Below are 23,443 nucleotides of genomic sequence, written 5' to 3'. Positions count from 1 at the left end.
GGGAATAACTGCAGCGCCAAAAGGGCTCTACCATTTAACCAACCTCCGTTCTCGCCCCGAAAGGTTCCTACGTGACTGAGTTCAACCCCTTTGCATTTGAAGGACTCACCTACGACGACGTATTGCTGTTGCCTGGCCCGACGGATGTGATCCCTTCGGAAGCTGACACCACCACCCGCTTCACCAAGCGCATCAACATCCAGGTGCCCATCAGCTCGGCGGCCATGGACACCGTCACCGAAGCTCCCATGGCTATTGCACTGGCACGCCAGGGCGGCATCGGCGTGATCCACCGCAACCTTTCGATCGAGGACCAGGCCAAGCAGGTCGACCAGGTCAAGCGCAGCGAGTCGGGCATGATCACCGACCCGGTTACCGTGCACCCAGGCGCCACCTTGGCCGAATGGGATGAGCTGTGCGCACAGTACCGCGTCTCCGGCCTGCCAGTAGTGGACGAGGACCGCAAGCTGCTGGGCATCATCACCAACCGCGATACCCGCTTTGTGGCTCGCGAGCAGTACATGACCACCAAGGTCTACGAAGTCATGACCGGCATGCCGCTGATCACCGCACAGGACGGCGTGGCCCCCGAGAAGGTCATCGAGCTGTTGTCCAAGAACCGCATAGAGAAGCTCCCGCTGATCGATGACGAGGGCAAGCTGACCGGCCTGATCACAGTCAAGGACTTCGACAAGGCCGAGCAGTACCCGCTGGCCACCAAGGACGAGGAAGGCCGCCTGCGCGTGGCTGCCGCTGTGGGCTTCTTCGGCGAAGGCTACGAGCGCGCCATGACCTTGATCGACGCTGGCGTCGACGCACTGGTCGTTGACACCGCCAACGGGCACTCCCAGGGCGTGCTGGAAATGATCGCCCGACTGAAGAAGGATCCTGCCGCTGCCCACGTTGACGTGATCGGCGGACAGGCTGCTACCTACGAGGGCGCCAAGGCGATCATCGACGCCGGCGCCGACGCCATCAAGGTCGGCGTGGGCCCAGGCTCCATCTGCACCACCCGCATCGTTGCCGGTGTGGGCGTTCCACAGGTCACCGCCATCTACGAAGCAGCCAAGGCCGCGATCCCAGCTGGCGTGCCAGTGATCGCTGACGGTGGCCTGCAGCACTCGGGCGACATCGGCAAGGCACTGGTTGCCGGCGCCGATTCGGTGATGCTCGGCTCCCTGCTGGCGGGTACTGCAGAGTCCCCAGGCGACCTGGTCTTCATGGGCGGCAAGCAGTTCAAGGCCTACCGCGGCATGGGTTCGCTGGGCGCCATGGAGACCCGTGGCAAGAACACCTCGTACTCCAAGGACCGCTACTTCCAGGCTGACGCGCCTACCAACGAGAAGCTGATCCCGGAAGGCATCGAAGGCCAGGTTCCTTACCGCGGCCCGCTCTCTGCAGTGACCCATCAGTTGGTGGGCGGCCTGCGCCAGACCATGTTCTATGTTGGCGGCCGCACCGTTCCTGAGCTGAAGGCGCGCGGCAAGTTTGTCCGCATCACCGCGGCCGGCCTGAAGGAATCGCACCCGCACGACATCATGATGACCGTTGAGGCTCCGAACTACCGTTCGCGCTAAACTCATCTGAAAATTTCCCGTCCGGAATGGCGCTCACGCGTTGTTCCGGGCGGGATTTTTCGTTTCAAGAATTTTCAGATGCCATTGTTGCTGCTGAATCAGCTGGGATTCGGCAGGCCAGAGTAACGGCTCCAGACCGGCTACATGGGCACTTCATCCGCCTGTCCGAGATCTCTCTGGAATCCACGGATGCAGGTCAGCGGGCCTGAGCAGCGCTAGCACTGGCAAGCAGGCGATACCGGCGGGTCCATCGCGGGCTGCACGGAGCGGAAAGCACCGATGGTGTTCGACTGATCAGCAATGACCAAAGCATGAACATGATCGTGCTGCGCGATCGTGTCATGTGCTGCAGGTCAGCTTCATCCTGCGGGAGTTCGTGCTCGACGTCCGACTCGCCAGCTGGCATATGTCCGAACTCTGATGGCTTGTGATCCCGACGTCAAGTCCAAGCCAGATGTCGCATTGGGTGTCCATGACGATCCCGCACCGATAATTCAATCTTTTGATCACAGGTTTGCCTGGCACCCGATGACGGCACACACGTCATGAGGAAACCTCGACAGTCTTGAGCCAAGACCTTTTCAGAAGACAACACGGGTCCCGGGATCCCGGCGACAACCTATTACGTGGTTGATGGCCAGACTCATGGCGGAAACAAATCACGCATGCATTGGGCGAGAATGCTGGAGAAGACATGGGTGCGCTACGAATTGAGCGAGTTTACTACCTATTTTCTGTTTTCTCCCCGTTCTTTCTTTTCAAAATATTTCTTCTTCGTGTTCTCACGCGCTTGCGATTTAATTCGATCTAGGTCGTCAGAAAAGTGATCTTTGGTCATGTTCTTAAACTCATCAAAAATTCTCTGCTCTTGTTCTGCAGACGGACCAGGAATCCAACTTTTTGTGAGAATTACTTCTGCCGCATTAAGAACTGCAACAGTTACAACGAGTAATATTGCGGCTGTTGTGTCTTTGGTGGTTCCGAAGCCTACAACAAAGGTAATTAGCAAAGCGGCTGAGAATGGCAGGAAAACGAATGCAAGCCCTCCTGGCTGTGTCCGATTTCGCTGTAAGACTATCGGTCGCTCAATGACAGCGCTCATGATTTCCGCGATGAAGTAGGAACAGAAGAAGGCAACCGCCAATTGCCCGAGTGCGACATCTAGGTTAAAAACCAGAGTGCATAACCAAGCGAGCACGAAGGCTAAAACGCCTTTCATGGCTCCTGTCATGAGATGGCCGCTGATTGATTGGCCAAGTGATGGGAACCTAGTCTTTTCAATTGCCATACTTCACCCTACCGTTTCGGATATTTGGCTAGAAGCAGGCCGCGACGACTGCATTGAGTACAAGAGCTGATTCACTGGATCAGTAGCTTCTGGTCCGCTTGCGCCCTGAACTGGCTCCATGGAGCGGCTGGCCAAAAGTCTGCGGCGCTTCAGGAGATCGCTTTGGCTTCTTTGGTTCATCCGATGATTTTCAAACGGGAATTCCATTCTGTGCCACCTATAGGACAACTTCGCGCCACGTCCTTTTTCGACGTGTGCGGCTCACCTGGCTCCGTGAAAGCCCAATCTGAAGATCCTGAAGCGAGGGCGAGCGTGACGTAGGAAGCCGTGGCAATAGTGCCTATTCGATTCGTTCCGGGGCCGTTTCAGGAATTTGAATGCTTCTTCTTGCGTCGGCGATCAATCACGAGCCCGATTCCGCAGAGCACGGCGAAGGCAGCTGTAGTTGTAAGCGAAGAAAAGAGCGACGGATTTTCAGATGAGACCTAGAAATAGGGACTAGCGAAAGCAATCGCGAGGGAGAACGCGAATCCTATTCCTAAGTACATTGTGCGGCCTTCCTATCATTACTCTCGGAATTTAGAAAATTGCATGTTTACATGGGTTTAGATGAGCAATTTAGCAGCTAAACTCGTGAAACCCACCGTAACAAGGTTTGTGGACGTGGCGCGTCATCCTTAAGGAGGAGGGGTGCTCCAGGGGCCAAGCGAGCTTGATTCTGCTCATGCTGATGCGGACCTGCTGTGCACAGGCACTCCGAAGTTTTCCTCGACGAAGCGCCCTGCCAAGGCTGTCCGTGCTCTGCGAACATGGCGCAGGCAACCCAAAATTGGCTCAGTTATGGGATCAGCTCGCTGCCCGCATGTATCTAGAAACAGCCGATGATGAGCGCAGCGCAATCTTCGAGCGAACGCCAGGGGCCACGACTAATTGACCACGGCTGCGTTTTTCGACTCAGAAATCAGATGTCTTTCGGGCCTTTTGCTTCAATCGAGTTCTAGAGGCGGCAAGCCAAATTGCAGTGCCGAGAGCAGCACCCAAAGAGTTGGCCACGACATCAGATAGCGTCGCGAACCGGTTAGGAAGAAAGAGTAGCTGTCCGAGCTCAAGGAGACTCGATGCAACAATCCCGACAATCTCTGCTATCCAGAATCGACGAAGACCCATTCCAAGAAAGATTCCCAGCGGAATGAAGAAGAGAATGTTCGCCGAAAATTCCACGAACCCGTAGTCCACAAAAGCGGGAACGCCGCGGGCATGTAGCCAGTTCAGCGTCCATGCTAGAGCCGGCCCAGCCGAAGAATCGACGGGGACTGGCCAAAACGCTATGCCAATCATCGCCAGCAAGTACAGCGATGGCAAAGCCCACATTCGGAGCATCGGGTAGTTGAACTGGGTTCTCAGTGGATTCCTCGGAGCCGATGGTGGGTTTGGGTGTCAGAGCGTTGTCCGCAACTAATCACTGAATAGATTCTAATTCTTCGAAGCCAGCAAAGCCGACGAACAATCCTTCGAATGATCAGTTGCCGACTTCTGGATGCAGCAACAAAGTCGTGCAAAATCGGCGCGGTAGAACAACGCGCTGTCACGAGGCGATCCGGGAACGAGAGTGGCGGCGATGTAGGCAACACCTGTAGGTCCGCTCAAAGAGCTAGGGTCCTGTGCACCTTCAGTGGATCAGTTTTCCGCAACAACGAGCGTTTTGCAGCAACGGGCCACCAGCGCAGGAGCGTGGTTGAGTCGCCTAGAGACCAGTGTCGATACGTCACTCCAGCGATTAAGCAATCGTAAGTAAACTGGTAATTTCTTGGAACGACGCATTTGCTATGTCGCTTACTCAGGGGATACTGTCCTGGCCCATCTAACGAGCCAGCTTAATGTTGCTTAAGGGTATTTCATGGCCTGTAATGGTGATCACAAGCATTTAGAAAAAGAGTTTCGAGTCACCAATGGAGGTGCGTGATGACCACCCAGTCGCAAAATTCAGTTCGGCCAACACGCGTCTCCGCAGCAGCAGTGGCCCGAACTGCTGGAGTTTCGGCGGCGACGGTTAGCTACATCATGAATGGACGGCCAGGGGCTTCGGTTGAAACCCGGCGGCACGTTCTCAAAATAGCCGGAGAAATGGGCTATCGTCCTCAGTCGGCGGGGGAGCACCACGACCCACTGCTGACCAGGGTCGTGGGGCTAGTTCTTCCCAATATCGTGAATCAGATGTACACGGTATGGGCCCAGCACATTATTAACGCAACAGCAGCTGCTGGTTTTGACGTGTTTGTAGCGACCACCGGTGATGATCCTGAAGCACTGGCTCAGGTAGCGGGGACACTCGCCGCCCGAAATGTTGACGGCGTCATCATCGCCGCGGCCATCAGGGAAGATTCGCGGTCCCTGCGTACCTTCCGCCAGAAGAAAATACCTTTCGTTTGCTTGTCGAGGCGTTCCGAGCATCTTCCCGGAGATTTCGTGGGAATTGACGATGACGGAGCGGCTGGAGAACTCATGAGCCATGTGCTGGATCATGGCTACACGGACGTAGCCACGATCATCGGTCCCAGGACGTCTACTGCCTCTCAACTGCGGGAGCTAGCTTTCGTCCGGGTGGCAGCGAGCCGTGGAATTCGAATCACTGGAGAGCGCCGAATCAGCACAAAATTGAGCTCCGAGGGCGGCCAAATCGCTGCCAAGCGGCTCTTCGAATCCGGCAATCCACCACGGGCGGTCGTCTGCGGTTCCGATGAAATCGCTATCGGCGTCATGGAGCATGCCTTGTCGTTGGGGCTCAAGATTCCGCAAGATGTCGCGGTGGCCGGATGTGACGGATTGATACGAAGCCGCTCGAAGCTTATCGGTCTCACCACCATCGTTCAGCCGGTCAAAGAAATGGCGGAACGATCATTCGAGCTTCTGTGGGAGCAAATCGTAGAACCGCGGAAGACCTACAAACACACCATCTGCAGCCACAGCCTACACATCGGAACTACCTGTGGGTGCCCTGACGACTAGCTGCCGCTGGCCGTCGAACTTTTCATATTCAACTTTTCATCGGCCTTCGGGCCGCTATTCGTCATGCTTTCACTCAGGAGGAACGTCTCATGCAGGCATCAAAAACCACCCCAGGCATGCGCTCACCCGCGGTTCTCAACAAGCTCATCTTCAGACGCATTATGCCGTTGCTCATCGCTGCGTACGTTATTGCGTTTATCGACCGGACCAACATTGGCATGGCAAAAGATCGAATGGAGATCGATCTAGGTATTTCTGCTACCGCGTACGGTATCGGGGCAGGCCTGTTCTTCCTGACTTACGCGCTGTCGGAAATCCCCTCGAACTTGATCATGCATCGGGTCGGCGCGCGCTTCTGGATCATGAGAATCATGATCACCTGGGGGTTGCTATCAGCTTGTATGGCCTTGGTGCAGGGCGAGTGGTCTTTCTACATCTTGCGGATGCTTCTGGGAATTGCCGAAGCTGGCCTGTTCCCCGGAGTCATTTACTTCATCACGCAATGGTTCATGGTGAAGGACCGTGCCCGTGCCAACGGATTCTTCCTCTTGGGAGTCGCACTAGCTAATGTCATTGGTGCTCCGCTGGGAGGGCTGTTGCTCACCATGGATGGCCTGGGCGGCCTGCACGGTTGGCAATGGATGTTCATTATCGAAGGAATTCCAGCGTGCTTCCTGGCGCTGGTGGTCTGGAAAATGCTGCCAAACAAGCCAACCGAAGCAAAATTTCTCACCCGCGCCGAGGCCGAAGACCTAGAAGCACGCATCACGGCTGAAGAATCAGCCGGAGCTGCCGCAGCTGGTAATTCCAAACTTCGCCATGTGCTCAAGGACAAGCAGATTCTCCTAGTAGTTGCGATTTATTTTACGCATCAAATCGCGGTTTATGCGTTGAGCTTCTTCCTGCCATCCATTATTGGAACCTATGGAGAGCTGACATCCGTTCAAATTGGATTGCTGACTTCGATCCCATGGCTGTTCTCGGCGATTGGCGCGTTGCTCATTCCACGACTGGCCACTAATGGATCGCGATCCCGAACCGTCGCCAGCGCTAGCATGGTTGGCATTGTGGCCGGATTCGTTTTAGGAGCCATTGGCGGACCAGTACTTGGGCTGATCGGTTTCTCCATTGCCGCCTTCAATTTCTTCGCACTACAACCAATTCTCTTCACCTACCCAGCGACTCGCCTTTCGGGTGCAGCACTGGCCGGCGGCATCGCATTCGTCAATACTGTCGGCCTCTTCGGTGGTTTCCTGGGTCCCTACGTCATGGGCCTTCTGGAAGAAATCACGGGCAACAAGATGTCTGGGCTCTGGTTCATTGTCATCATGTGCGCCATTGGTGCCGTACTCACGTTGAAGTTGCGTCGAGGCACCGAAGACCCGTCCAAAGCCAGCGTGTCTGGCCATTAAAGAAATCCAAGCAGGGAGTCTTAAGACCTTGAGCAATGCAAATATCAAACTCGACCTCGACGGACAGCGAGTGCTGGTCACGGCTGGCGCCGCAGGTATAGGCCTGGCTATAGCTACAGCATTCAAAGATCTTGGTGCGAAAGTTTTCGTCACCGACATCAATCCAGAAGCAGTTAGGGCTGCGCAAGACAGCGGATTTTCCGCTGCGGTCAGTGATGTCTCGGACGAAGAGCAGGTAAAGAATCTAGCCGAGCAGGTTGAGCAACAGCTTGGCGGGCTTGACGTCCTCGTCAACAATGCAGGGATCGCCGGGCCGACCGGTCCCATCGAAACCCTGGATGCCGAGGCTTGGAAAACCACATTTGATATCAACGTTCATGGACAGTTTTTCTGCATCAAATACTTGCTGAAATTCCTGAGGAAATCCGAATGTGCTTCAATCATCAATTTGTCTTCTGCAGCGGGGCGTCTTGGAATGGCGGGGCGAAGCCCCTACTCGGCATCGAAATGGGCTGTTGTCGGATTGACGAAGACCTTGGCCATCGAACTCGGCGGCGAAGGAATCCGTGTAAACGCTATTTGTCCCGGTGCAGTCAACGGACCGAGGATTCAGGCCGTCATCGAGGCTAAAGCAACGATGCTTCAGCGTCCAGTAGCCGAAGTTTCGGATCTTTATCATGCGCAATCGTCCTTGAATCAACTGGTTGAGGCCGAAGACATTGCGAACATGGCTGTGTTCTTGGCCAGTCAAATGGCCCAACGCATCAACGGCCAAGCCATGGCAGTAGACGGCAATACCGAGAAGCTTTACTAGAAAGAGCCATTGTGAAAAACAAACGCAAAGTCATCATCACCAGTGCTGTAACCGGCGCAATCCATACACCCTCGATGTCTAAGCACCTGCCAGTTACTCCAGATGAAATTGCTGAAGCCGCTATTGACGCAGCAAAGGCCGGAGCTGCAATAGTCCATATGCATGCACGCGATCCCAAAGACGGGCGTCCGTCCCAGGACCCGAGACACTTTGAACCAATCCTAGAGAAACTGAAAAACAGCACTGACGCGGTCATCAACATCACTACCGGTGGATCTCCACACATGAGCGTTGAAGAACGCATGATTCCGGTGGCGACTTTTGAGCCTGAACTTGCTTCACTCAATATGGGGTCGATGAACTTCGGACTCTTCCCGATGCTTGGTCGGTTCCAGGAATTCGCGCATGAATGGGAACGTGAAGCCCTAGAAAATTCACGCGATCTTGTCTTCAAGAACACTTTCGCCGACATTGAGAAGATCCTTGATATAGGCAATGCCAACGACACGCGGTTTGAATTCGAATGCTACGACATTTCCCACGTGAACAACCTGAACCACTTTCACCAGCGGGGCTTGGCACGCGGGCCGCTATTTGTTCAGTCAGTCTTTGGCCTGCTGGGAGGAATCGGCGCGCATCCGGAAGACCTCATGCACATGAGGAGAACTGCCGACCGGCTCTTGGGCGATAACTACGAATGGTCGATTCTCGGTGCTGGGAAAAACCAGATGCCGCTGGCAACTATTGGTGCGGCGATGGGGTCCCATGTACGCGTTGGACTAGAGGACTCCTTGTGGATCGGTCCTGGGCAGCTCGCCGCCTCCAACGCTGAGCAAGTTACTCGAATCCGCACAATTCTCGAAGCATTGAACTTTGAAGTTGCCAGCCCGGATGAAGCACGCGAGATGCTTTCCTTGAAGGGCAGGGACAAAGTAGGTTTCTAGGCGTGGATATATACGGAAAGGAAGATGTAATTCCGGGCGTATCACGGAATTACATCTTCCCTTGGCACGAAATCCCGCGTTATTCGTCGATTGCATCTGATCGACGTAGCAGTTTATAGCTGTGTTACTTGTCCTGTAACCGTCTAGGAGACCTTAGCAGTGGGGCCGGCTAGACGAATTATGTAGGTGCAGGGGAACCAGCACTACATTTTCTGCTACTTGGCATCCACAAGACGGTTCAGGCGTTCTGAGAAGATCATCCCCATGGCGGCGAGAAGCAGAACAAAGAGCGGGAAGAGCCACAGTCCCACCCCGGAAGACAAGACGCCGAATAGCGGAGGCATCAACGTCGAGCCGAGGTAGGCTGCGGCCATCTGAATGCCAATGATCGCGTGTGAGTTATGGCGCCCGAAATTCGCCGGAGTCGAGTGAATAATGGCGGGGTAAATCGGTGCTGATCCCAGGCCGGCGATAGCGAGCCCGGCCAGGGCAATGCCGTTGGTTTCCAGCGGCAGCAGGAGCATCAGGCCACCGATTCCCACCATCATGAAGCCGCCTCTAATCAGGTTGCGGTCGCCAATGCGATCAGCGAAGAATCCAGCGAGGAAGCGTCCGCCGGTGATGCCCAGCAAGAAGAATGAGGCGAAGGCGGCCGCTGTTGCAGGGTGCACGCCACGATCGCCGGCAAGGTACGTCGTAGCCCAGAGGATCGAGGTGTTTTCTAGCGCGCAGTACGCGAAGAACGCCGCGAGGACCAGCATGACGCCCGGAATTTTCAGGACTTGTGTTAGTGGAACGTGGGCTGCTTCGGTTGCAGGCGCTTTAATGTCTTCTGGATCGGCTTCGACCTCAGTGCGGCTGTGGCTCCGCGGGGTCATGGTATTCACTTTGCGCCAGAGAGGCAGTGTGAGGACCAGTGCCACCGTGAGGATGATTTGGATGACGGCAACAACGTTGTAGGCGCCAGGCCATCCCATCCCGGATGTCAGGGCATGGCTCATGATCAATGGGCTGATCGAGGCTCCCACGCCCCAGAAACTGTGCAGCCAATTCATATGCCGTGCCGCGTAATGCAGCGCTACGTAGTTGTTCAGGGCTGCGTCTACCGCTCCCGCGCCTAGGCCATACGGAATAGCCCAGAGGCAAAGCATCCAGAATGAGCCGGAGAACGAAAATCCGAACAATGCGGTTGCGGTCAGTCCAACGCTGACTGCCGTCACCGCACCTGCGCCGAATCTGCGGGTCAAACGTTCCGAAGCAAGGCTGGAAAAGATGGTTCCGATGGCAATGACCATGGTGAGGATACCGGCGAAAGACTGCGGCACGCCAAGATCTTGATGCATCACCGGCCACCCAGCGCCCACAAGCGAATCGGGGAGTCCGAGGCTGATGAAAGCGAGGTAGATGATGGTCAGGAGTATTGAATACATGGGCGTTGGTGTCTTTCGCCGTGCCGGGGGATGGAAGCATCGCCACTGCCTGGACGACTACTCAAATTATATGTACGAGTGTACCCAAATCTCGTGTATATTCACTCCCATGACTGAGAATTATTTTGAAGGAGACTCCCGCAGCAACCGCGAGCGCATGTTTGCAGGTGACCTGTACATCGCGGATGATCCCGAGAATGAACGTCTGCACCAGCGTGGCGTCCAGCTGGCTGAAGCCTATCGCCGCGCGGATGTCGCGGCGGATCCGCAAGCACGCGGGATCCTCGCAGAACTTGTTGGCACCTTGGGCGAAGGTGCCCATGTAAACTCCCCGATCTTTGTGGACTACGGCGAGAATCTGCACATCGGCGCCCGCACCTTCATCAACTACAACCTCACCGCATTGGATGTTGCGACCATAACCATTGGTGAAGACTGCCAAATTGGACCCAACGTCCAGCTTCTGACGCCCACCCACCCGATTGACCCGCAACCTCGCCGCGACAAGCTTGAAGCGGCCGCGCCGATTATCCTCGGGGACAATGTCTGGCTTGGAGGTGGTGTGATCGTGTGCCCGGGAGTGAGTATCGGGGAGAATTCGGTTATTGGTGCCGGCGCTGTTGTCACCAAGGACATTCCAGCTAACGCCGTTGCCGCGGGTAACCCAGCTCGGGTCATCAGGGCCATTGGATAATTAGATGTCCGCTCAACACTCCTCCACCGGTTCACGCCTGGGGCGCCGCAATGATCCTGAACGCCGCGAGAAGATCATGGATGCGTGTCTTGAAGTGATTGCGCACTCCGGTGTCACGGGCACCTCGCACCGAAAAGTCGCGGCCCAGGCAGGTGTGCCGCTCGGGGCGATGACCTACTACTTTGACGGCATGCACGACCTCCTGCACAGTGCCTTCAGCCGTTTCGCCACAAGCATCAGCAATGGATTTGAGCGCCAGATGGCCGAGGCAGCCGATAGGGAATCTGCCTGCCAAGCGGTGTTTGAACGGATATTGCAAGCCAGTAGCGGTCAAGGTGATGAACTGATCTTGTCGCATGAGCTATATACCCTCGCCACCCGTGATGCTTCCTTCCGTTCCATCACCACCTGGTGGATGGGGCGCAGCCAGCTAGCGCTAGGGGCCCATTTCGACCCGCAGACCGCCCGTCTGCTGGACGCCATGATCGAGGGGCTGACCATTCACAGGGCGCTGGACTCAGAAGCGCGCGACCCTGAAGAAGTCCGAAGCGCCATCGCTCGCATTACCAGACTTTAGAAGCCACTCCGCGATAGTTCCCTGCGCCCTGAACGGCAGGGAACCCCGAGGGGCGCAAAACGAGATGGTGGCGGAAAATCTACTGCTGAGGGGAGAATTCGTCGGCGCGGGGAACCTCCAACGGGCGCCCGGAACGCCCTGGAATTGATGGCGGATCACCGCCCTGGGAAGCATACGCCTTGGCCTGCTTGGATGATGGCGGGGAGAATAGCGAACGCATGGGCCGCCATCCTGAGCCAGACATTTCTCACCACGGATAGCGACCGGGGAACTGATTGACCACGCGTAGAATTATGGGCAGACAGCACCAATCGGCGCGGGATCCCGCGGACTGTGCGCGACCGCGAATAAAGGACTACATTTTGGGCCAGCCAGCCAACCTGAAGAAGCAAGCACGAGAACGCATGGCACGCACGGGGGAGAGCTACACCACCGCGCGCAAGAATATCCTCACCGGGAAACCGGAAAGCCCTAAAGCTGCTCGTGCTGCCCAGGCTCGTGACTACGCCAAAGAAGCCAGGGAAGGAAAAATCGGGGCCAAGCCCAAAGCTCCTAAACCCGCACCCGCGCCAGTTCCGCAAGATGAGCTGCCGGAATACCCGGCACCAGAAGATGTCATCCAATACGATGCCGCGCTCTGGCACCGCGTCCTGGTTCAAGCCGGCGTCACCAATCCGTTGACCAGCGCTCCACTGAGCCAGGCACTGCTGGCAGGGCTGGCAGGGGGTATCGGCTTCATGGTCTTCACCTTTGAATATGCAGAATCCACCACCGCGACCCTGGTCACCCGTGCCCACCCGGAGCCATATACCCAGAACCTGCTGGCCCGCTGCGGTGCCAAGATCAATGAACGCACCACCGGCTCCGCCCAGAAGGCTGCCGAATACATGGATGCAGCACTGGATGCCGGACGCGCTGTAGTGGTTCGCGTAGCCATCAACGCGCTGCCATGGATTGATGGCAACGAAGTTGATGAAGCAGAAACCATTGATCTGGTTGTCGTGGGGGACCACGAAGATGATCTGCTGGTCGATGATGGCTCGGGCCTACTGAATGTCATCAGCCCAGAGGACCTGGCATTCGCCCGGGCCAAGCGCAAGAAGGAAAAGCACTGGCAGGCATGGGTGCCTTCCACGCGCTCGCCGGAGGCCGAAACCCTGGCCGCCAATGCACTGGAAGCCATCGAGGAAACCACCTCGCGCCTTTTGGGAACCCGCGAGCTCTCCGGCATTCCGGAGCACTTCGCCAAGAACTTCGGCATCACCGGGATGCACAGCTTTGCATCCCGGCTGCGCGACACCACCACCAAAACCGGCTGGACTCGCATGTTTGCCGACCCTGAACGACTAGCCGGTGGCATGAACCAGCTCTCCGGGTTCCTCACGGACACGCGTTTTGGCGGCGAAGGCGCTTTGCGCGGACTCTACGCGGACTTCCTCGACGAAGCTTCGGGCCTGCCAGGATTGTCGGCACTGGGCGAGCACAGCGCAGACTACGTGCAGCTGGCCCAGCTCTGGGATGAATTCGCGGACCTCGTCGATCCAGAAATCGCGGTGGACGATCGCAGTGCAATGTTTGAGCGGATGGCCGAGGCCATGGACCGGATTGCCGAAGCCGAACACCAGGCAGCGTCGGCGCTGGCACGTACCGCTCAATCCTTGGATCCGAAAACTCGATAAGAACGAAACTATGAGTTTCTCAGCCCTGCCCTGCGGTGACCAGCTTTCACCGCAGGGCAGGGTATTTTCGTCTGTTCCGTTGACAGTTTTGTTGCTAAGCGGGGCTTTGGAAACGTCACGACAGAGTGCCGTAGCTCTATGAAAAGCGGGAATTCGGCCGAGACTTGGTAACCTAGTTAGGTGAGCAATGAGATTGAGATCGGCCGCGGCAAGCGGGCACAAAAGGCATATTCCCTGGACGACGTAGCGATCGTACCGAATCGCCGTACCCGTGATCCGAAGGACGTTTCGGTGTCCTGGCAGATTGACGCATTCCAATTCGACACCCCTATCCTGGGCGCACCGATGGACTCGGTGACCTCGCCGGCCACCGCCATTGCCCTGGGCAAGCTCGGCGGCTTGGGCGTGCTGAACCTCGAAGGCCTGTGGACTCGGTACGAGAACCCGGAAGCCGTGCTGGCTGAAATCGCCGGTTTGAAGTCCGAGGCGGCAACCCGCAACGACCCGAAGATTACCGCCAAGCTGCAGGAACTGTACTCGGCACCCATCCAGCCGGAACTGATCACCTCGCGCATCTCCGAGATCCGCGACTCCGGCGTTGTTGTTGCCGGATCGCTGACTCCACAGCGCACCCAAGAGCACTACAAGACCGTAGTTGCTGCCGGCGTAGACATCTTTGTCATCCGCGGCACCACCGTTTCGGCTGAGCATGTCTCGAAGACCACGGAACCACTGAACCTCAAGCAGTTCATTTATGAACTCGACGTCCCTGTCATCGTTGGCGGTGCCGCTGGCTACACCCCGGCAATGCACCTGATGCGCACCGGTGCTGCCGGTGTCCTGGTCGGCTTCGGTGGTGGCGCTTCGTCGACCACCCGTCGCACCCTGGGCATCCACGCGCCGATGGCTACCGCCATTGCTGACGTAGCTGCTGCACGCCGCGATTACATCGAAGAGTCCGGCGGACGCTATGTCCACGTCATCGCCGATGGCGGCATGGGCAACTCCGGGGACATCGTCAAGGCCATCGCCATGGGCGCCGACGCTGTCATGCTCGGCACCGCACTGGCTCGTGCCGAAGAAGCACCAGGCGCCGGCTACCACTGGGGCATGGAAGCGGTTCACGAGGCCAGCCCACGTGGCGACCGTGCCAAGGTTGGCACCGTCGGTTCCCTGGAAAAGGTCCTCTATGGCCCATCCCATGAAACCAACGGAACCTCCAACCTGGTGGGCGCACTGCGCCGTTCGATGGCCACTACCGGCTACTCGACCCTGAAGGAATTCCAGCGTGTAGACGTGGTGCTTTCCCCATACGAGTCTGACCGCTACTGATCTCCAGGATTCGAGCCCAGTTCACGAAAATGAACTGGGCTCGATTCGTTTAACGACGTCGTCCCTCGGGTCTGCGTGCGCAGCCTTGGGCGCTGGAACTCAACGAACAGCCTGCGTGGTTCGTTCCCAAGAACCAAAAATATGGTTGTTAGGCCAATCTCACGCCCTCATTATTTCGAGTTCTACACCAAATAGAAGTACGGTTAGAGGGTGTTTAAAACCGCTCTGAAGCCCAAGTGGATCGGCGCCCTCATTGCCGCGCTCGCCCTCGCCACCGGATTCGTCGCCCTCTCGGGTTGGCAGTTCGGCGCCTCCGAGAGCGAGCCCATTGTCAAGGTCGACAAGACCGAGAAGCCGGTAGAACTGATCAATCACCAAGAGATCGGCACCGAGCTTCTGGGCACCAAAGCGGATCAAATCGTCACCTTCACCGGTGAATTTGTTCCCGGAACCGACCAGCTCATCGACGAGCGAATCGAAAACGGCAAAAAAGGCGTCTGGGTCATCAGCGAATTCAAGGTTGATGGCGCGAAGCAGGATGCAGGCATAGCGGTAGTGCGCGGCTGGCAGCCAGAGGAAACCACGCCTTCGGCAGCTCCTCAGGGCGAACTGAAAATCACCGGTCGCCTGCTGCCGAGCGAAGGCCCGGAGAACGAGCACGACCTGCGCAGCAAGACCCTCCCATCGATCGCTTCAGCGCAGCTGGCGAATATGTGGGATTCGGTCCTCTATGACGGATTCATCTCAGCCCACGAGATCACCACCATCAAGGGCCAGAGCGTTCAACAGCCCGGCATCGACATGATCTACGTCGGGCCACAGCCGCAGGAAGCCCAGGTCAACTGGCTCAACGTCTTCTACGGAATCGAATGGGTGCTCTTCGCCGGCTTCGCAGTCTTCCTCTGGTACCGCATGGTCCGCGATGATTATCAGCGGGACCTCGATGAGATTGCCGAGCGGGCCGCCCAAGCCCGCGATGCAGGCACCGGACAGAGCCCGCCGGGCACCACGAACGACTAGCATCACGCATACCGACCTCTTTCATGACTCGGAAGGAACCACCAGCCATGTCCAGCACCACCCCCGCACCGAAGCCAAGGAAATTTGGCGGCACCCCAGCGCAGATTCGCAGCGCCGCAAAGTTCTACAAGGTCTTTGCCTACATCACCGGTGTGATGCTGTTGCTGCTGGTCGTGGAGATGATCTTCAAGTACTTCTGGTCCCTGGAACTCTTTGTCGGCGGCACCCTGGCAGACGGGGCAGCGAACTCCATCGGCCTGTACAACCGCGCCGAAGTAGTCGGGGGAGCGAACATCTCCCTGGGGATCCTGATTGCCCACGGCTGGCTGTATGTGGTGTACCTGTTCGCTGACTTCCGCCTCTGGTCGCTGATGCGCTGGCCATTTATGCGCTTCATTACGATCGCTCTCGGCGGCGTGATTCCATTCCTGTCCTTCTACACCGAGTCCAAGGTGCATGCAGAAGTGGACCGCGAATTGGCCGCCCACCCCAAGGCCGCCAAGCGCTACTAATAGGGCAAGAACCCATCAGCCAGCGGGCGAACCAGAACACCTGGTTTGCCCGCTGTTTGCGTGCATGGCAGGGCTTAGGGTCGGCGGCTTGGCGCTTGGTGACGCTGATGACAGTTCTCCGGCTGTTTCGCGGGCGGCGAACCGCGTAGACTGTAACGGTGACTACTGCTCCCCTCAATCCAGAACATAAGCCGGTTCTGGTCGTCGACTACGGGGCCCAATACGCGCAGCTTATCGCTCGCCGCGTACGCGAGGCCCGTGTGTACTCGGAGATCGTTCCGCACACCCTGTCCACCGAAGCCATCCTGGCCAAGAACCCTGCAGCGATCATCCTCTCCGGTGGTCCCTCCAGCGTCTACGCCGATGGCGCCCCTTCCGTCGGGGCCGACCTGTTTGAAGCCGGCGTGCCGGTCTTGGGCATTTGCTATGGCTTCCAGGCCATGGCCAACGCCCTGGGCGGCACCGTTGCGGAGACGGGCCTGCGCGAGTACGGCCGCACCGCAACCGCCTTTGACGGCGAAGCACGCTCCATCCTGGCCGGGGCCGCACAGGCTCCTACCGTGTGGATGAGCCACGGCGACTCCGTCTCCGTAGCTCCAGAGGGCTTCGAAGTATTGGCCACCACCGCTGGTGCTCCGGTCGCTGCTTTCGCCAATGAGGCAAAGCGCCTCTACGGCGTGCAGTGGCACCCGGAAGTCAAGCACTGCGAGTTCGGCCAGGACGTCCTGGAGAACTTCCTGTACAACGGTGCGGGCCTGGCCGGCGACTGGACCGCCGACAACATCGCCGAGGAGCAGATCGAGCGCATCCGCACCCAGGTGGGCACCGGCAAGGCCATCTGCGGCCTGTCCGGCGGCGTGGACTCCGCTGTTGCAGCTGCCCTGGTGCAGCGCGCCATCGGCGACCAGCTGACCTGTGTCTTCGTCAACCACGGCCTGCTGCGCGAAGGCGAAGCTGAGCAGGTTGAAAAGGACTTTGTCGCTTCCACCGGCGCCAAGCTGTACATTGCCGATGAGCGCGAGCGCTTCCTTTCTGCTCTGGACGGGGTTACCGACCCGGAGACCAAGCGCAAGATCATCGGCCGCGAATTCATCCGCGCCTTCGAAGCGGCAGAAGCGGCGATCATCGCCGAGGCCGCTTCCGAGGGCGAGCCGGTGAAGTTCCTGGTCCAGGGCACCCTGTACCCGGACATCGTCGAATCCGGCGGCGGCGAAGGCACCTCGAACATCAAGAGCCACCACAACGTGGGCGGCTTGCCCGAGGACCTGCAGTTCGAACTGGTCGAGCCGCTGCGCACCCTGTTCAAGGACGAGGTCCGCGCCGTGGGCCGCGAGCTCGGCCTGCCAGAGGAAATCGTCGGCCGCCAGCCATTCCCCGGCCCGGGCCTGGGCATCCGCATCATTGGCGCGGTCAACGAGGAGCGCCTGTCCATCCTGCGCAAGGCCGACGCGATCGCTCGCGCCGAGCTGACCGCAGCAGGACTGGATGAGGAAGTCTGGCAGATGCCGGTAGTGCTGCTCGCCGACGTGCGCTCGGTAGGCGTGCAGGGCGATCACCGCACCTACGGCCACCCGATCGTGCTGCGTCCGGTATCCTCCGAGGATGCCATGACCGCGGACTGGTCGCACCTGCCCTACGATCTGCTCTCGAAGATCTCCAACCGCATCACCAATGAGGTCGATGGGGTCAACCGAGTGGTGCTGGACGTGACTTCCAAGCCGCCAGGAACCATCGAGTGGGAGTAATCCCGCAATACTGCTAGTCCACGCAGCTTCGGCTGGTGGATCGGAAGCGGAACCGGCCTGCCGGTGAGCTGCACCTCAAACGGGTGCGCCCACCGGTTGCGGTTCCGCTTCCCGCAGTTAAAACGTGTTTCGCATCCCTGATCTGCCGGGCTTGTGCACTACGTTAGAAAGAGGCGCCTCTGCACCGCAGTGCGCCCGAAAGTGGTCGGTTCAGTGAAGGGAATGACTGTCGTGGCTAGTGGACAGAATGCTGCCGCCGAGCGGGTAGCAACCTGGGTGAAATCCCTGGGACAAAGCGCGGGTGCAGATACCACCTTGCGGTTTGCCCCGTCGACGTCCAACAGCATCGACATCACCCATGCCAATCCCTCCGGGCTGGCGCAATTTCTTGCCGGACGGCGCACCCGGCTCTCTACGCTGCTGCATGATGCCGAGCAGTACGCCACCGCGCGGCGCACCGCCCGCGCCCTGGCCTCGAAGATCAGCGAGCTCTGGGAAGAGCGCGGCATCGACGTCGGCTACCTGGCCGCCGGTGTCGCCAACTGGCGTGCCGTGCACGAGGGCAAGAGCGAACCGGTCTCCGCGCCGATCATGCTGGGCCGGATCACCCTGACCAAGCACGTTGATGCCGACGACTACGACCTGCAGCTTGTTGGCCGTGCCACCGTCTCCCCGGCATTCGTCCGCCAATTCGAGGCAGACCACAACGCCACGGTGGATGTCAGCGCCGTTGACTCCGCCGCCTACTCCATTGCCCGTTTTGATCCGGTGCGCGGCATGGACGCGCTGCGCCACCAGATGGCAGAAGTGCCCGGCGTGGTCGTGGGCCACCGGCTGCTGCTGTCCACCTTCTCCGAGCTGATGGACCCGGCAGACCCGGCCAAGCTCACCGGATCGCACCCGGTCATCGAGGCGCTGATCCGCCAGGACCTGAGCGAAAAGCAGGCCAAGGACTCCGCTGACTCCAAGGCCTCCGAAGCACTGGCCAACCTGGTGGCAGCCAAGCCGGGAAACACCGCGGCTGCCAAGCCTGAAACCGCCAAGCCGACCGGCGACGCGCCCGAAGCGGCAGATGCCAAGCCCGAGGAAGCCAAGTCCGCCGAAGAGGGAAGCTCGCGTCTTCGCCGGGTGCGCAACATCCTCAAGGACAGCACCCGCCCGCGCAAGCAATCCGATGCCGGCGCCGTGGAGGAACCTTCCACCCGCAAGGTCCACACCGGCAGCAGCACCCTGGTCAAGTCCTCGGATGAACGCGACCCGGAAGACGAGCTCTACCTGCTGGATGCCGATGAGTCGCAGTCGAAGATGCTCGACTACGTCGCCGCCGGGGAATCGGTAGCCATCAATGCGGCCGCCGGCACCGGTGCCACCCAGACCGCGCTGAACGCCGCCGCGCTCTTGGCCGCACAGGGCAAGCGCGTACTGGTGGTGGCCGAGCAGCGCTCAGCCGCCGAAGAATTCGTGAAGCTTTTCAACGAACAGCTGGATGCCTCGAGCCTGTTGCTGGAACCCAATGAGGATCCAGAACAGCTGCGCACCTTGCTCACCAAGGCCATCTTGCGCAACGAGAAGGCCAGCGAGCCGCAGCTCGGCTCGCTCTTCAAGCGCCTGCGCGAATCCCGCCACGCGCTGCACGAACACGTCAAGTCGCTGCACTCGGTCCGCAGCCGCTGGGGCTGCTCGCCGTACCAGGCCATGCAGGAGCTGGCGCGGCTCTCCGCGCTGGAACTGGCGCCATCAACCACCGTGCGCCTGAAGCGCTCGGTCCTCGACTCCATGGGGCAGCGCGGCCATGTTGCCGCGCAGCTCAAGCGCGCGGCACAGCTCGGCGCGTACTCCAAGGAGCACACCACCAGCCCATGGCACGGTGCGCCGCTGCGCAATGCCGAAGCCACCGAGCAGGCCCTGAACCTGGCCAGCGGCCTGGGCCGCGACCTGCCAATTCTCCACGAGCACATGGAGAAGATCGCCAAGCAGTCGCAGATCCGGCTGGAAGACAGCTACGACAAGTGGGGCGACCAGCTCCAGCTGCTTGTCGCCGTGCGCGGTTCGCTGGACAAGTTCGAATCGGACATCTTCGAGGGCGACATCGACGATCTGATCGCGGCCACCGCCACCAGCGCATGGCGCCGCGAGCACGGCGTGGAAATGGGCTCCATCGTCCGTTCCCGGCTGCGCAAGATCGCCAAGGAATACGTCCGCCCGGGCATGCACGTCGCCGACCTGCAGGCAGCCCTGCAGGCAGTATCGGTGCAGCGCGACGCCTGGCGCGCCATCGCCACCAGCCAGCGCAACCCGCAGGTTCCCGGCGGATTGCTGGATGTTGAAGCCGGCTACCATGACGCAGGAGCCCGGATCGACAAGCTGGCGGGCATGCTTCCAGCGGCCCTGGGCTCGCGCTTGCGAGAAATGCCGATCGCCGAGCTGCTCGATACCATCGCAGCGCTGGTTGACCGCCGCGAAGATCTGGGAGAACTGCCCGAGCGCACCCTGATCTCCGAGCAGCTGGCCGAAGCCGGACTGGGCGATCTGCTGGATGACTTCGCCGAGCGCGAGATCGATGCCGACGCGGTAGACAGCGAACTGGAACTTGCCTGGTGGCAGTCCGTCCTGGACGCCATGATTTCCGGGGATGATTTCCTGGCGATGAACGACGGCTCCAAGCTTGAGAAAATCGAAGCCGACTACCGCCTGGCCGACGGCGCGCATATCGCTGCCGGCCCGCAGCGCATCCGCTGGGCCCTGTCGCGCAACTGGAAGGCCGCCCTGGCCGACCACCGCGCCGGTTCGCGGGCCTTGCGCGAGATGCTCAAGTCCGGCAACCCGAGCATTGCCGGCCTCTTGCAGCTCGGCGCCCCGCTGGCCAACTCGCTGACGCCGGTGATCGTTTCGGCTCCGCTGCTGCTGGGCAGCGCGCTGCCAGAAGACGCGGAATTCGACGCGGTCATCCTCCTGGAAGCCAACTACCTTGCCCTGCGCGAGGTCCTTGATGCCTTGCGGCGCTCCAGCCAGGTCATCGCCATCGGCGATGAAATGCTTGGCGGGCCAAAGCGCTTTGAAGTCTCGGTTGACCCGACCGCCCGCGCGGTGGAACTCCAGCAGGAGCGTTCGGCGCTCAGCGCGCTGAACAAGGTCCTGGTTTCGGGTTCGCTGTCCACCGTGTACCGGGGGATTGACGAGGGACTGGTGGAGCAGCTGTCCACCACCTACTACGACTCCAGTATCTCGCGCTTGCCGATGGCCGTGAATATCAGCGGCAATTCGCCGCTGCTGCGCAGCGAGTACGTGCCTGACGCCACCGGTTCGCTGTCCAATAGCGAAGATGGCGTGCAGACCACCGCGGCCGAGGTGGCTCGCGTTGTCGACCTGGTCTTCGAGCACTTCAAGAACCAGGGCCGCGAATCCCTGGCCGTCATCGCCTCGAATCGCAGCCACGCGGCAGCCATTGCCGAAGCCATTCGGGTCCAGCTGCCAAATCACAAGTACGCCATGGACTACCTGCGTTCCAAGCAGGAACCATTCGTTGTCACCACCATGGACCGCCTGATCGGCCTGCGCCGTGATGCCGTGATCTTTGCCTGGGGCTATGGGCGCACTCCGCACGGCAAGACCTTGCACGAATTCGGCGCGCTCTCCCGCGAAGGCGGAGAACAGCTCTTTGTCGCTGCGATGACTCGTTCGCGAAGCCGCATGACCCTGGTCTCCAGCCTGTTGCCAGGAGATGTGGATCTGAACCGCGTCTACCGCGGCGCCCGCCAGTTCTTCGAGCTCTTCGGCCGCGTTGAGGCCGGGGACTCGGGAGTCAGCGCCATGCGCAACCCGCGCTTTGACCCGCTGGTCTCTGACTTGGCTCGCCGCCTGCGCGAACGCGGGGCCATCGTCTCGGAAGACTACCGCGGAGTACTCGACCTCTCAGCCCACGTCTTTGATGCCGCTGACACTGGAATCCGCCCGTTGGCGGTAGTGTATGACGGCACCGAGCACTATTCCGAGCTGACCGTTCGCGAGCGCAGCCGGCTGCGCCCGGAATTCTTCGAGAAGCATGGCTGGCGCTACGTCCCGCTGTGGACCATTGACGTGTTCACCGACCCGGGAGCCGTCACCGAACGCCTGGCCAGGGCCCTGGCGCTGAAATCATCGAGCAGCCCGGCACCCTCCGGGGATTCGCCTTCGCGCAGTGCTGTGGCAGCAGCCCGCCCGGTGTCAGCCCGCGAGGTGACCACCGAACCAGCGCCCAAGGAAAAGACCGGATTGCTCAAGACGGCGAAGTCCAAGTTGGAGACCAAGCAGGGTGCGGCCGGCGAGCCTTCTGGCGAGAAGCAGGCTGATGGCAAGGAAGCCAAGGCCGCGGAAACATCGGCTGCCGACGCGCAGGCGAACGCCACCCCAGCACCGGTTCCAGCCAGCCAGTCCGCTGAGCGGTCGGAGCCCAAGGAGTCATGACTTCTGAGCAAGAACCAACGCGCGGCCGCCGCAAGCGGCCGCGCGTTGTCGCACCACCACAGCATTTGGAACAGCGCGTTCAACTTACCGGAAGCTACACTCCGGTTCCGCACTCGGCCTCGGTTGACCGTGCCTTGGCGGACCCGCAATCCGCTGATGGCCCGGCCTCGGCTATTGCCCGAAACCAGGCGCAACGCAGCGCTGATCCATTGGCTGAATTTGTCGCCAAGGACCAGGACCCCCGGATGTGGGGCGAAGCGAAAGAAGATCTCGCCGAGGACATGAAGCGGGAAAAGCCGCCGCACTGGGGCTGAGCTCCCGGCTAGTTGACCAAGACGGCTGAGACCTTGCCCCGCGACACCGCGCCGGACAGGTCATCCGAGAGGCTGCTGGCCGCCGCGACCACGATAATCCCTTCACCGGTCGGGGCCGCGCCGTTGAGCATGCCGAACTCGGAATCAGCGGCACTGTGCGGCACCCACAGCACCGGCACCGATTGGGCAATAGTGCGCGAGGCGATCTCGCGGTCAAAACCGTCACCGGTGGTCAGGACGATGTCCACCAGCTGGCCGGGATGAAGCAGGGTCACCGTTGCGGGATCGCTCAAGCGCAACGGGACGGCTACTGTGCCTTCAGCGCTGCCGGCTAGGAGTTGCTCGCCCACCAACGCATACTTGCGAATTACCGTTCCTGCGCTGAGGCCCACCGCGATGCGCTGGCCAACCAGCTGTTCGGGGGAATGGAAAACTTCCTCATCCTGCGGGTCGAGCCGAACGGTCTGCAGCGATATATGGGTGGCGGAGATTTCGCTTCCTGCGGCAATATCGCTGGTCACTATGACCACTTCGCGCTGGGTCAATTGCCCCGAAGAAAAGACATTGAGCACACCAGCCAAGGCCAAGAGCGCAAAGGCCATGGCAAGGGGCTTCCGATAGCGCCGCAGCAGTTCGCTGCGCGTGCGGACAGGACG

General features: G+C 59.6%; 19 protein-coding genes. 14 read left to right on the top strand and 5 right to left on the bottom strand.

What is annotated here, in order from left to right:
- Positions 1-71: 71 nt before the first annotated feature.
- Positions 72-1,577: an IMP dehydrogenase gene (gene guaB / locus AOZ07_RS11730; RefSeq protein WP_060702166.1), complete on the top strand. Its 1,506-nt coding sequence runs from the start codon at positions 72-74 to the stop codon at positions 1,575-1,577.
- A gap of 727 nt (positions 1,578-2,304) precedes the next feature.
- Here guaB and AOZ07_RS11725 read toward each other — a convergent pair.
- Positions 2,305-2,865, bottom strand: a complete 561-nt coding sequence (locus AOZ07_RS11725; RefSeq protein WP_194943660.1) for a hypothetical protein — start codon at positions 2,863-2,865, stop codon at positions 2,305-2,307.
- 954 nt (positions 2,866-3,819) lie between these two features.
- The gene (locus tag AOZ07_RS11720; RefSeq protein ID WP_194943659.1) at positions 3,820-4,227 is read right to left on the bottom strand and encodes a VanZ family protein; all 408 of its coding nucleotides are present in this window, start codon (positions 4,225-4,227) and stop codon (positions 3,820-3,822) included.
- Positions 4,228-4,827: 600 nt separating this feature from the next.
- Between AOZ07_RS11720 and AOZ07_RS11715 the strand changes: the two genes are divergently transcribed.
- From AOZ07_RS11715 to kce, 4 genes are all read left to right on the top strand, one after another.
- Positions 4,828-5,871, top strand: a complete 1,044-nt coding sequence (locus AOZ07_RS11715; protein ID WP_060702163.1) for a LacI family DNA-binding transcriptional regulator — start codon at positions 4,828-4,830, stop codon at positions 5,869-5,871.
- 89 nt (positions 5,872-5,960) lie between these two features.
- Positions 5,961-7,283, top strand: coding sequence for an MFS transporter (locus AOZ07_RS11710; protein WP_084793235.1), 1,323 nt, complete (start codon positions 5,961-5,963; stop codon positions 7,281-7,283).
- A gap of 28 nt (positions 7,284-7,311) precedes the next feature.
- Positions 7,312-8,097, top strand: a complete 786-nt coding sequence (locus AOZ07_RS11705) for an SDR family oxidoreductase (protein WP_236995177.1) — start codon at positions 7,312-7,314, stop codon at positions 8,095-8,097.
- A gap of 11 nt (positions 8,098-8,108) precedes the next feature.
- Positions 8,109-9,041, top strand: a complete 933-nt coding sequence (gene kce, locus AOZ07_RS11700; protein ID WP_194943658.1) for a 3,5-dioxohexanoate:acetyl-CoA acetone transferase — start codon at positions 8,109-8,111, stop codon at positions 9,039-9,041.
- 215 nt (positions 9,042-9,256) lie between these two features.
- Here kce and AOZ07_RS11695 read toward each other — a convergent pair whose 3' ends face one another.
- On the bottom strand, positions 9,257-10,471 hold the full coding sequence (locus AOZ07_RS11695; protein WP_060702161.1) for an MFS transporter: 1,215 nt from the start codon (positions 10,469-10,471) through the stop codon (positions 9,257-9,259).
- A 109-nt stretch (positions 10,472-10,580) separates the two neighbouring features.
- Between AOZ07_RS11695 and AOZ07_RS11690 the strand changes: the two genes are divergently transcribed.
- Together AOZ07_RS11690 and AOZ07_RS11685 are read left to right on the top strand one after the other, a co-directional pair.
- Positions 10,581-11,165 carry a sugar O-acetyltransferase gene (locus AOZ07_RS11690; protein WP_060702160.1) on the top strand — a complete coding sequence of 195 codons (585 nt, stop codon included), beginning with the start codon at positions 10,581-10,583 and terminating at the stop codon, positions 11,163-11,165.
- Between the two features lie 4 nt (positions 11,166-11,169).
- Positions 11,170-11,742, top strand: coding sequence for a TetR/AcrR family transcriptional regulator (locus tag AOZ07_RS11685; RefSeq protein ID WP_060702159.1), 573 nt, complete (start codon positions 11,170-11,172; stop codon positions 11,740-11,742).
- Between the two features lie 79 nt (positions 11,743-11,821).
- On the opposite strand, the gene AOZ07_RS18835 is transcribed toward AOZ07_RS11685, so the two are convergent.
- Positions 11,822-11,962, bottom strand: coding sequence for a hypothetical protein (locus AOZ07_RS18835; protein ID WP_194943657.1), 141 nt, complete (start codon positions 11,960-11,962; stop codon positions 11,822-11,824).
- A 142-nt stretch (positions 11,963-12,104) separates the two neighbouring features.
- Here AOZ07_RS18835 and AOZ07_RS11680 point away from each other — a divergent pair, with 142 nt between their 5' ends.
- The 7 genes from AOZ07_RS11680 (at position 12,105) to AOZ07_RS11650 (ending at position 22,787) form a co-directional block, all read left to right on the top strand.
- Positions 12,105-13,421 (top strand): BtrH N-terminal domain-containing protein, encoded by a 1,317-nt coding sequence (locus AOZ07_RS11680; RefSeq protein ID WP_060702158.1) that lies wholly within the window; start codon positions 12,105-12,107, stop codon positions 13,419-13,421.
- Between the two features lie 180 nt (positions 13,422-13,601).
- Positions 13,602-14,753: a GuaB3 family IMP dehydrogenase-related protein gene (locus AOZ07_RS11675; RefSeq protein ID WP_060702157.1), complete on the top strand. Its 1,152-nt coding sequence runs from the start codon at positions 13,602-13,604 to the stop codon at positions 14,751-14,753.
- 210 nt (positions 14,754-14,963) lie between these two features.
- Entirely contained in the window at positions 14,964-15,773 is an 810-nt protein-coding gene (locus AOZ07_RS11670) for an SURF1 family cytochrome oxidase biogenesis protein (protein WP_060702156.1), read from the top strand.
- A 47-nt stretch (positions 15,774-15,820) separates the two neighbouring features.
- Entirely contained in the window at positions 15,821-16,285 is a 465-nt protein-coding gene (locus AOZ07_RS11665; RefSeq protein ID WP_098945508.1) for a DUF3817 domain-containing protein, read from the top strand.
- A 158-nt stretch (positions 16,286-16,443) separates the two neighbouring features.
- Positions 16,444-18,030 (top strand): glutamine-hydrolyzing GMP synthase, encoded by a 1,587-nt coding sequence (guaA, locus tag AOZ07_RS11660; protein ID WP_060702154.1) that lies wholly within the window; start codon positions 16,444-16,446, stop codon positions 18,028-18,030.
- Positions 18,031-18,252: 222 nt separating this feature from the next.
- Positions 18,253-22,473: a DUF4011 domain-containing protein gene (locus AOZ07_RS11655; protein ID WP_060702153.1), complete on the top strand. Its 4,221-nt coding sequence runs from the start codon at positions 18,253-18,255 to the stop codon at positions 22,471-22,473.
- Entirely contained in the window at positions 22,470-22,787 is a 318-nt protein-coding gene (locus tag AOZ07_RS11650) for a hypothetical protein (RefSeq protein ID WP_060702152.1), read from the top strand. The genes AOZ07_RS11655 and AOZ07_RS11650 overlap by 4 nt, the downstream gene beginning before the upstream one ends.
- 8 nt (positions 22,788-22,795) lie before the next feature.
- On the opposite strand, the gene AOZ07_RS11645 is transcribed toward AOZ07_RS11650, so the two are convergent.
- Positions 22,796-23,389 (bottom strand): RcpC/CpaB family pilus assembly protein, encoded by a 594-nt coding sequence (locus tag AOZ07_RS11645; RefSeq protein ID WP_060702151.1) that lies wholly within the window; start codon positions 23,387-23,389, stop codon positions 22,796-22,798.
- Positions 23,390-23,443 lie beyond the last annotated feature (54 nt).

The sequence above is a fragment of the Glutamicibacter halophytocola genome (assembly GCF_001302565.1).
Classification (GTDB): Bacteria; Actinomycetota; Actinomycetes; order Actinomycetales; family Micrococcaceae; genus Glutamicibacter; species Glutamicibacter halophytocola.
Note: the sequence above shows the minus strand (reverse complement) of the source record. Positions and strands in the feature narration are given on the sequence as shown.

Coding starts and splice junctions, on each gene's coding strand:
- AOZ07_RS11690 (WP_060702160.1), top strand. CDS start 10,581: ATGACTGAGAATTATTTTGAAGGAGACTCCCGCAGCAACCGCGAGCGC.
- AOZ07_RS11655 (WP_060702153.1), top strand. CDS start 18,253: ATGACTGTCGTGGCTAGTGGACAGAATGCTGCCGCCGAGCGGGTAGCA.
- AOZ07_RS11650 (WP_060702152.1), top strand. CDS start 22,470: ATGACTTCTGAGCAAGAACCAACGCGCGGCCGCCGCAAGCGGCCGCGC.
- AOZ07_RS11685 (WP_060702159.1), top strand. CDS start 11,170: ATGTCCGCTCAACACTCCTCCACCGGTTCACGCCTGGGGCGCCGCAAT.
- AOZ07_RS11710 (WP_084793235.1), top strand. CDS start 5,961: ATGCAGGCATCAAAAACCACCCCAGGCATGCGCTCACCCGCGGTTCTC.
- AOZ07_RS11665 (WP_098945508.1), top strand. CDS start 15,821: ATGTCCAGCACCACCCCCGCACCGAAGCCAAGGAAATTTGGCGGCACC.
- AOZ07_RS11725 (WP_194943660.1), bottom strand. CDS start 2,865: ATGGCAATTGAAAAGACTAGGTTCCCATCACTTGGCCAATCAATCAGC.
- AOZ07_RS11695 (WP_060702161.1), bottom strand. CDS start 10,471: ATGTATTCAATACTCCTGACCATCATCTACCTCGCTTTCATCAGCCTC.
- AOZ07_RS11715 (WP_060702163.1), top strand. CDS start 4,828: ATGACCACCCAGTCGCAAAATTCAGTTCGGCCAACACGCGTCTCCGCA.
- AOZ07_RS11645 (WP_060702151.1), bottom strand. CDS start 23,389: ATGGCCTTTGCGCTCTTGGCCTTGGCTGGTGTGCTCAATGTCTTTTCT.
- AOZ07_RS18835 (WP_194943657.1), bottom strand. CDS start 11,962: ATGCGTTCGCTATTCTCCCCGCCATCATCCAAGCAGGCCAAGGCGTAT.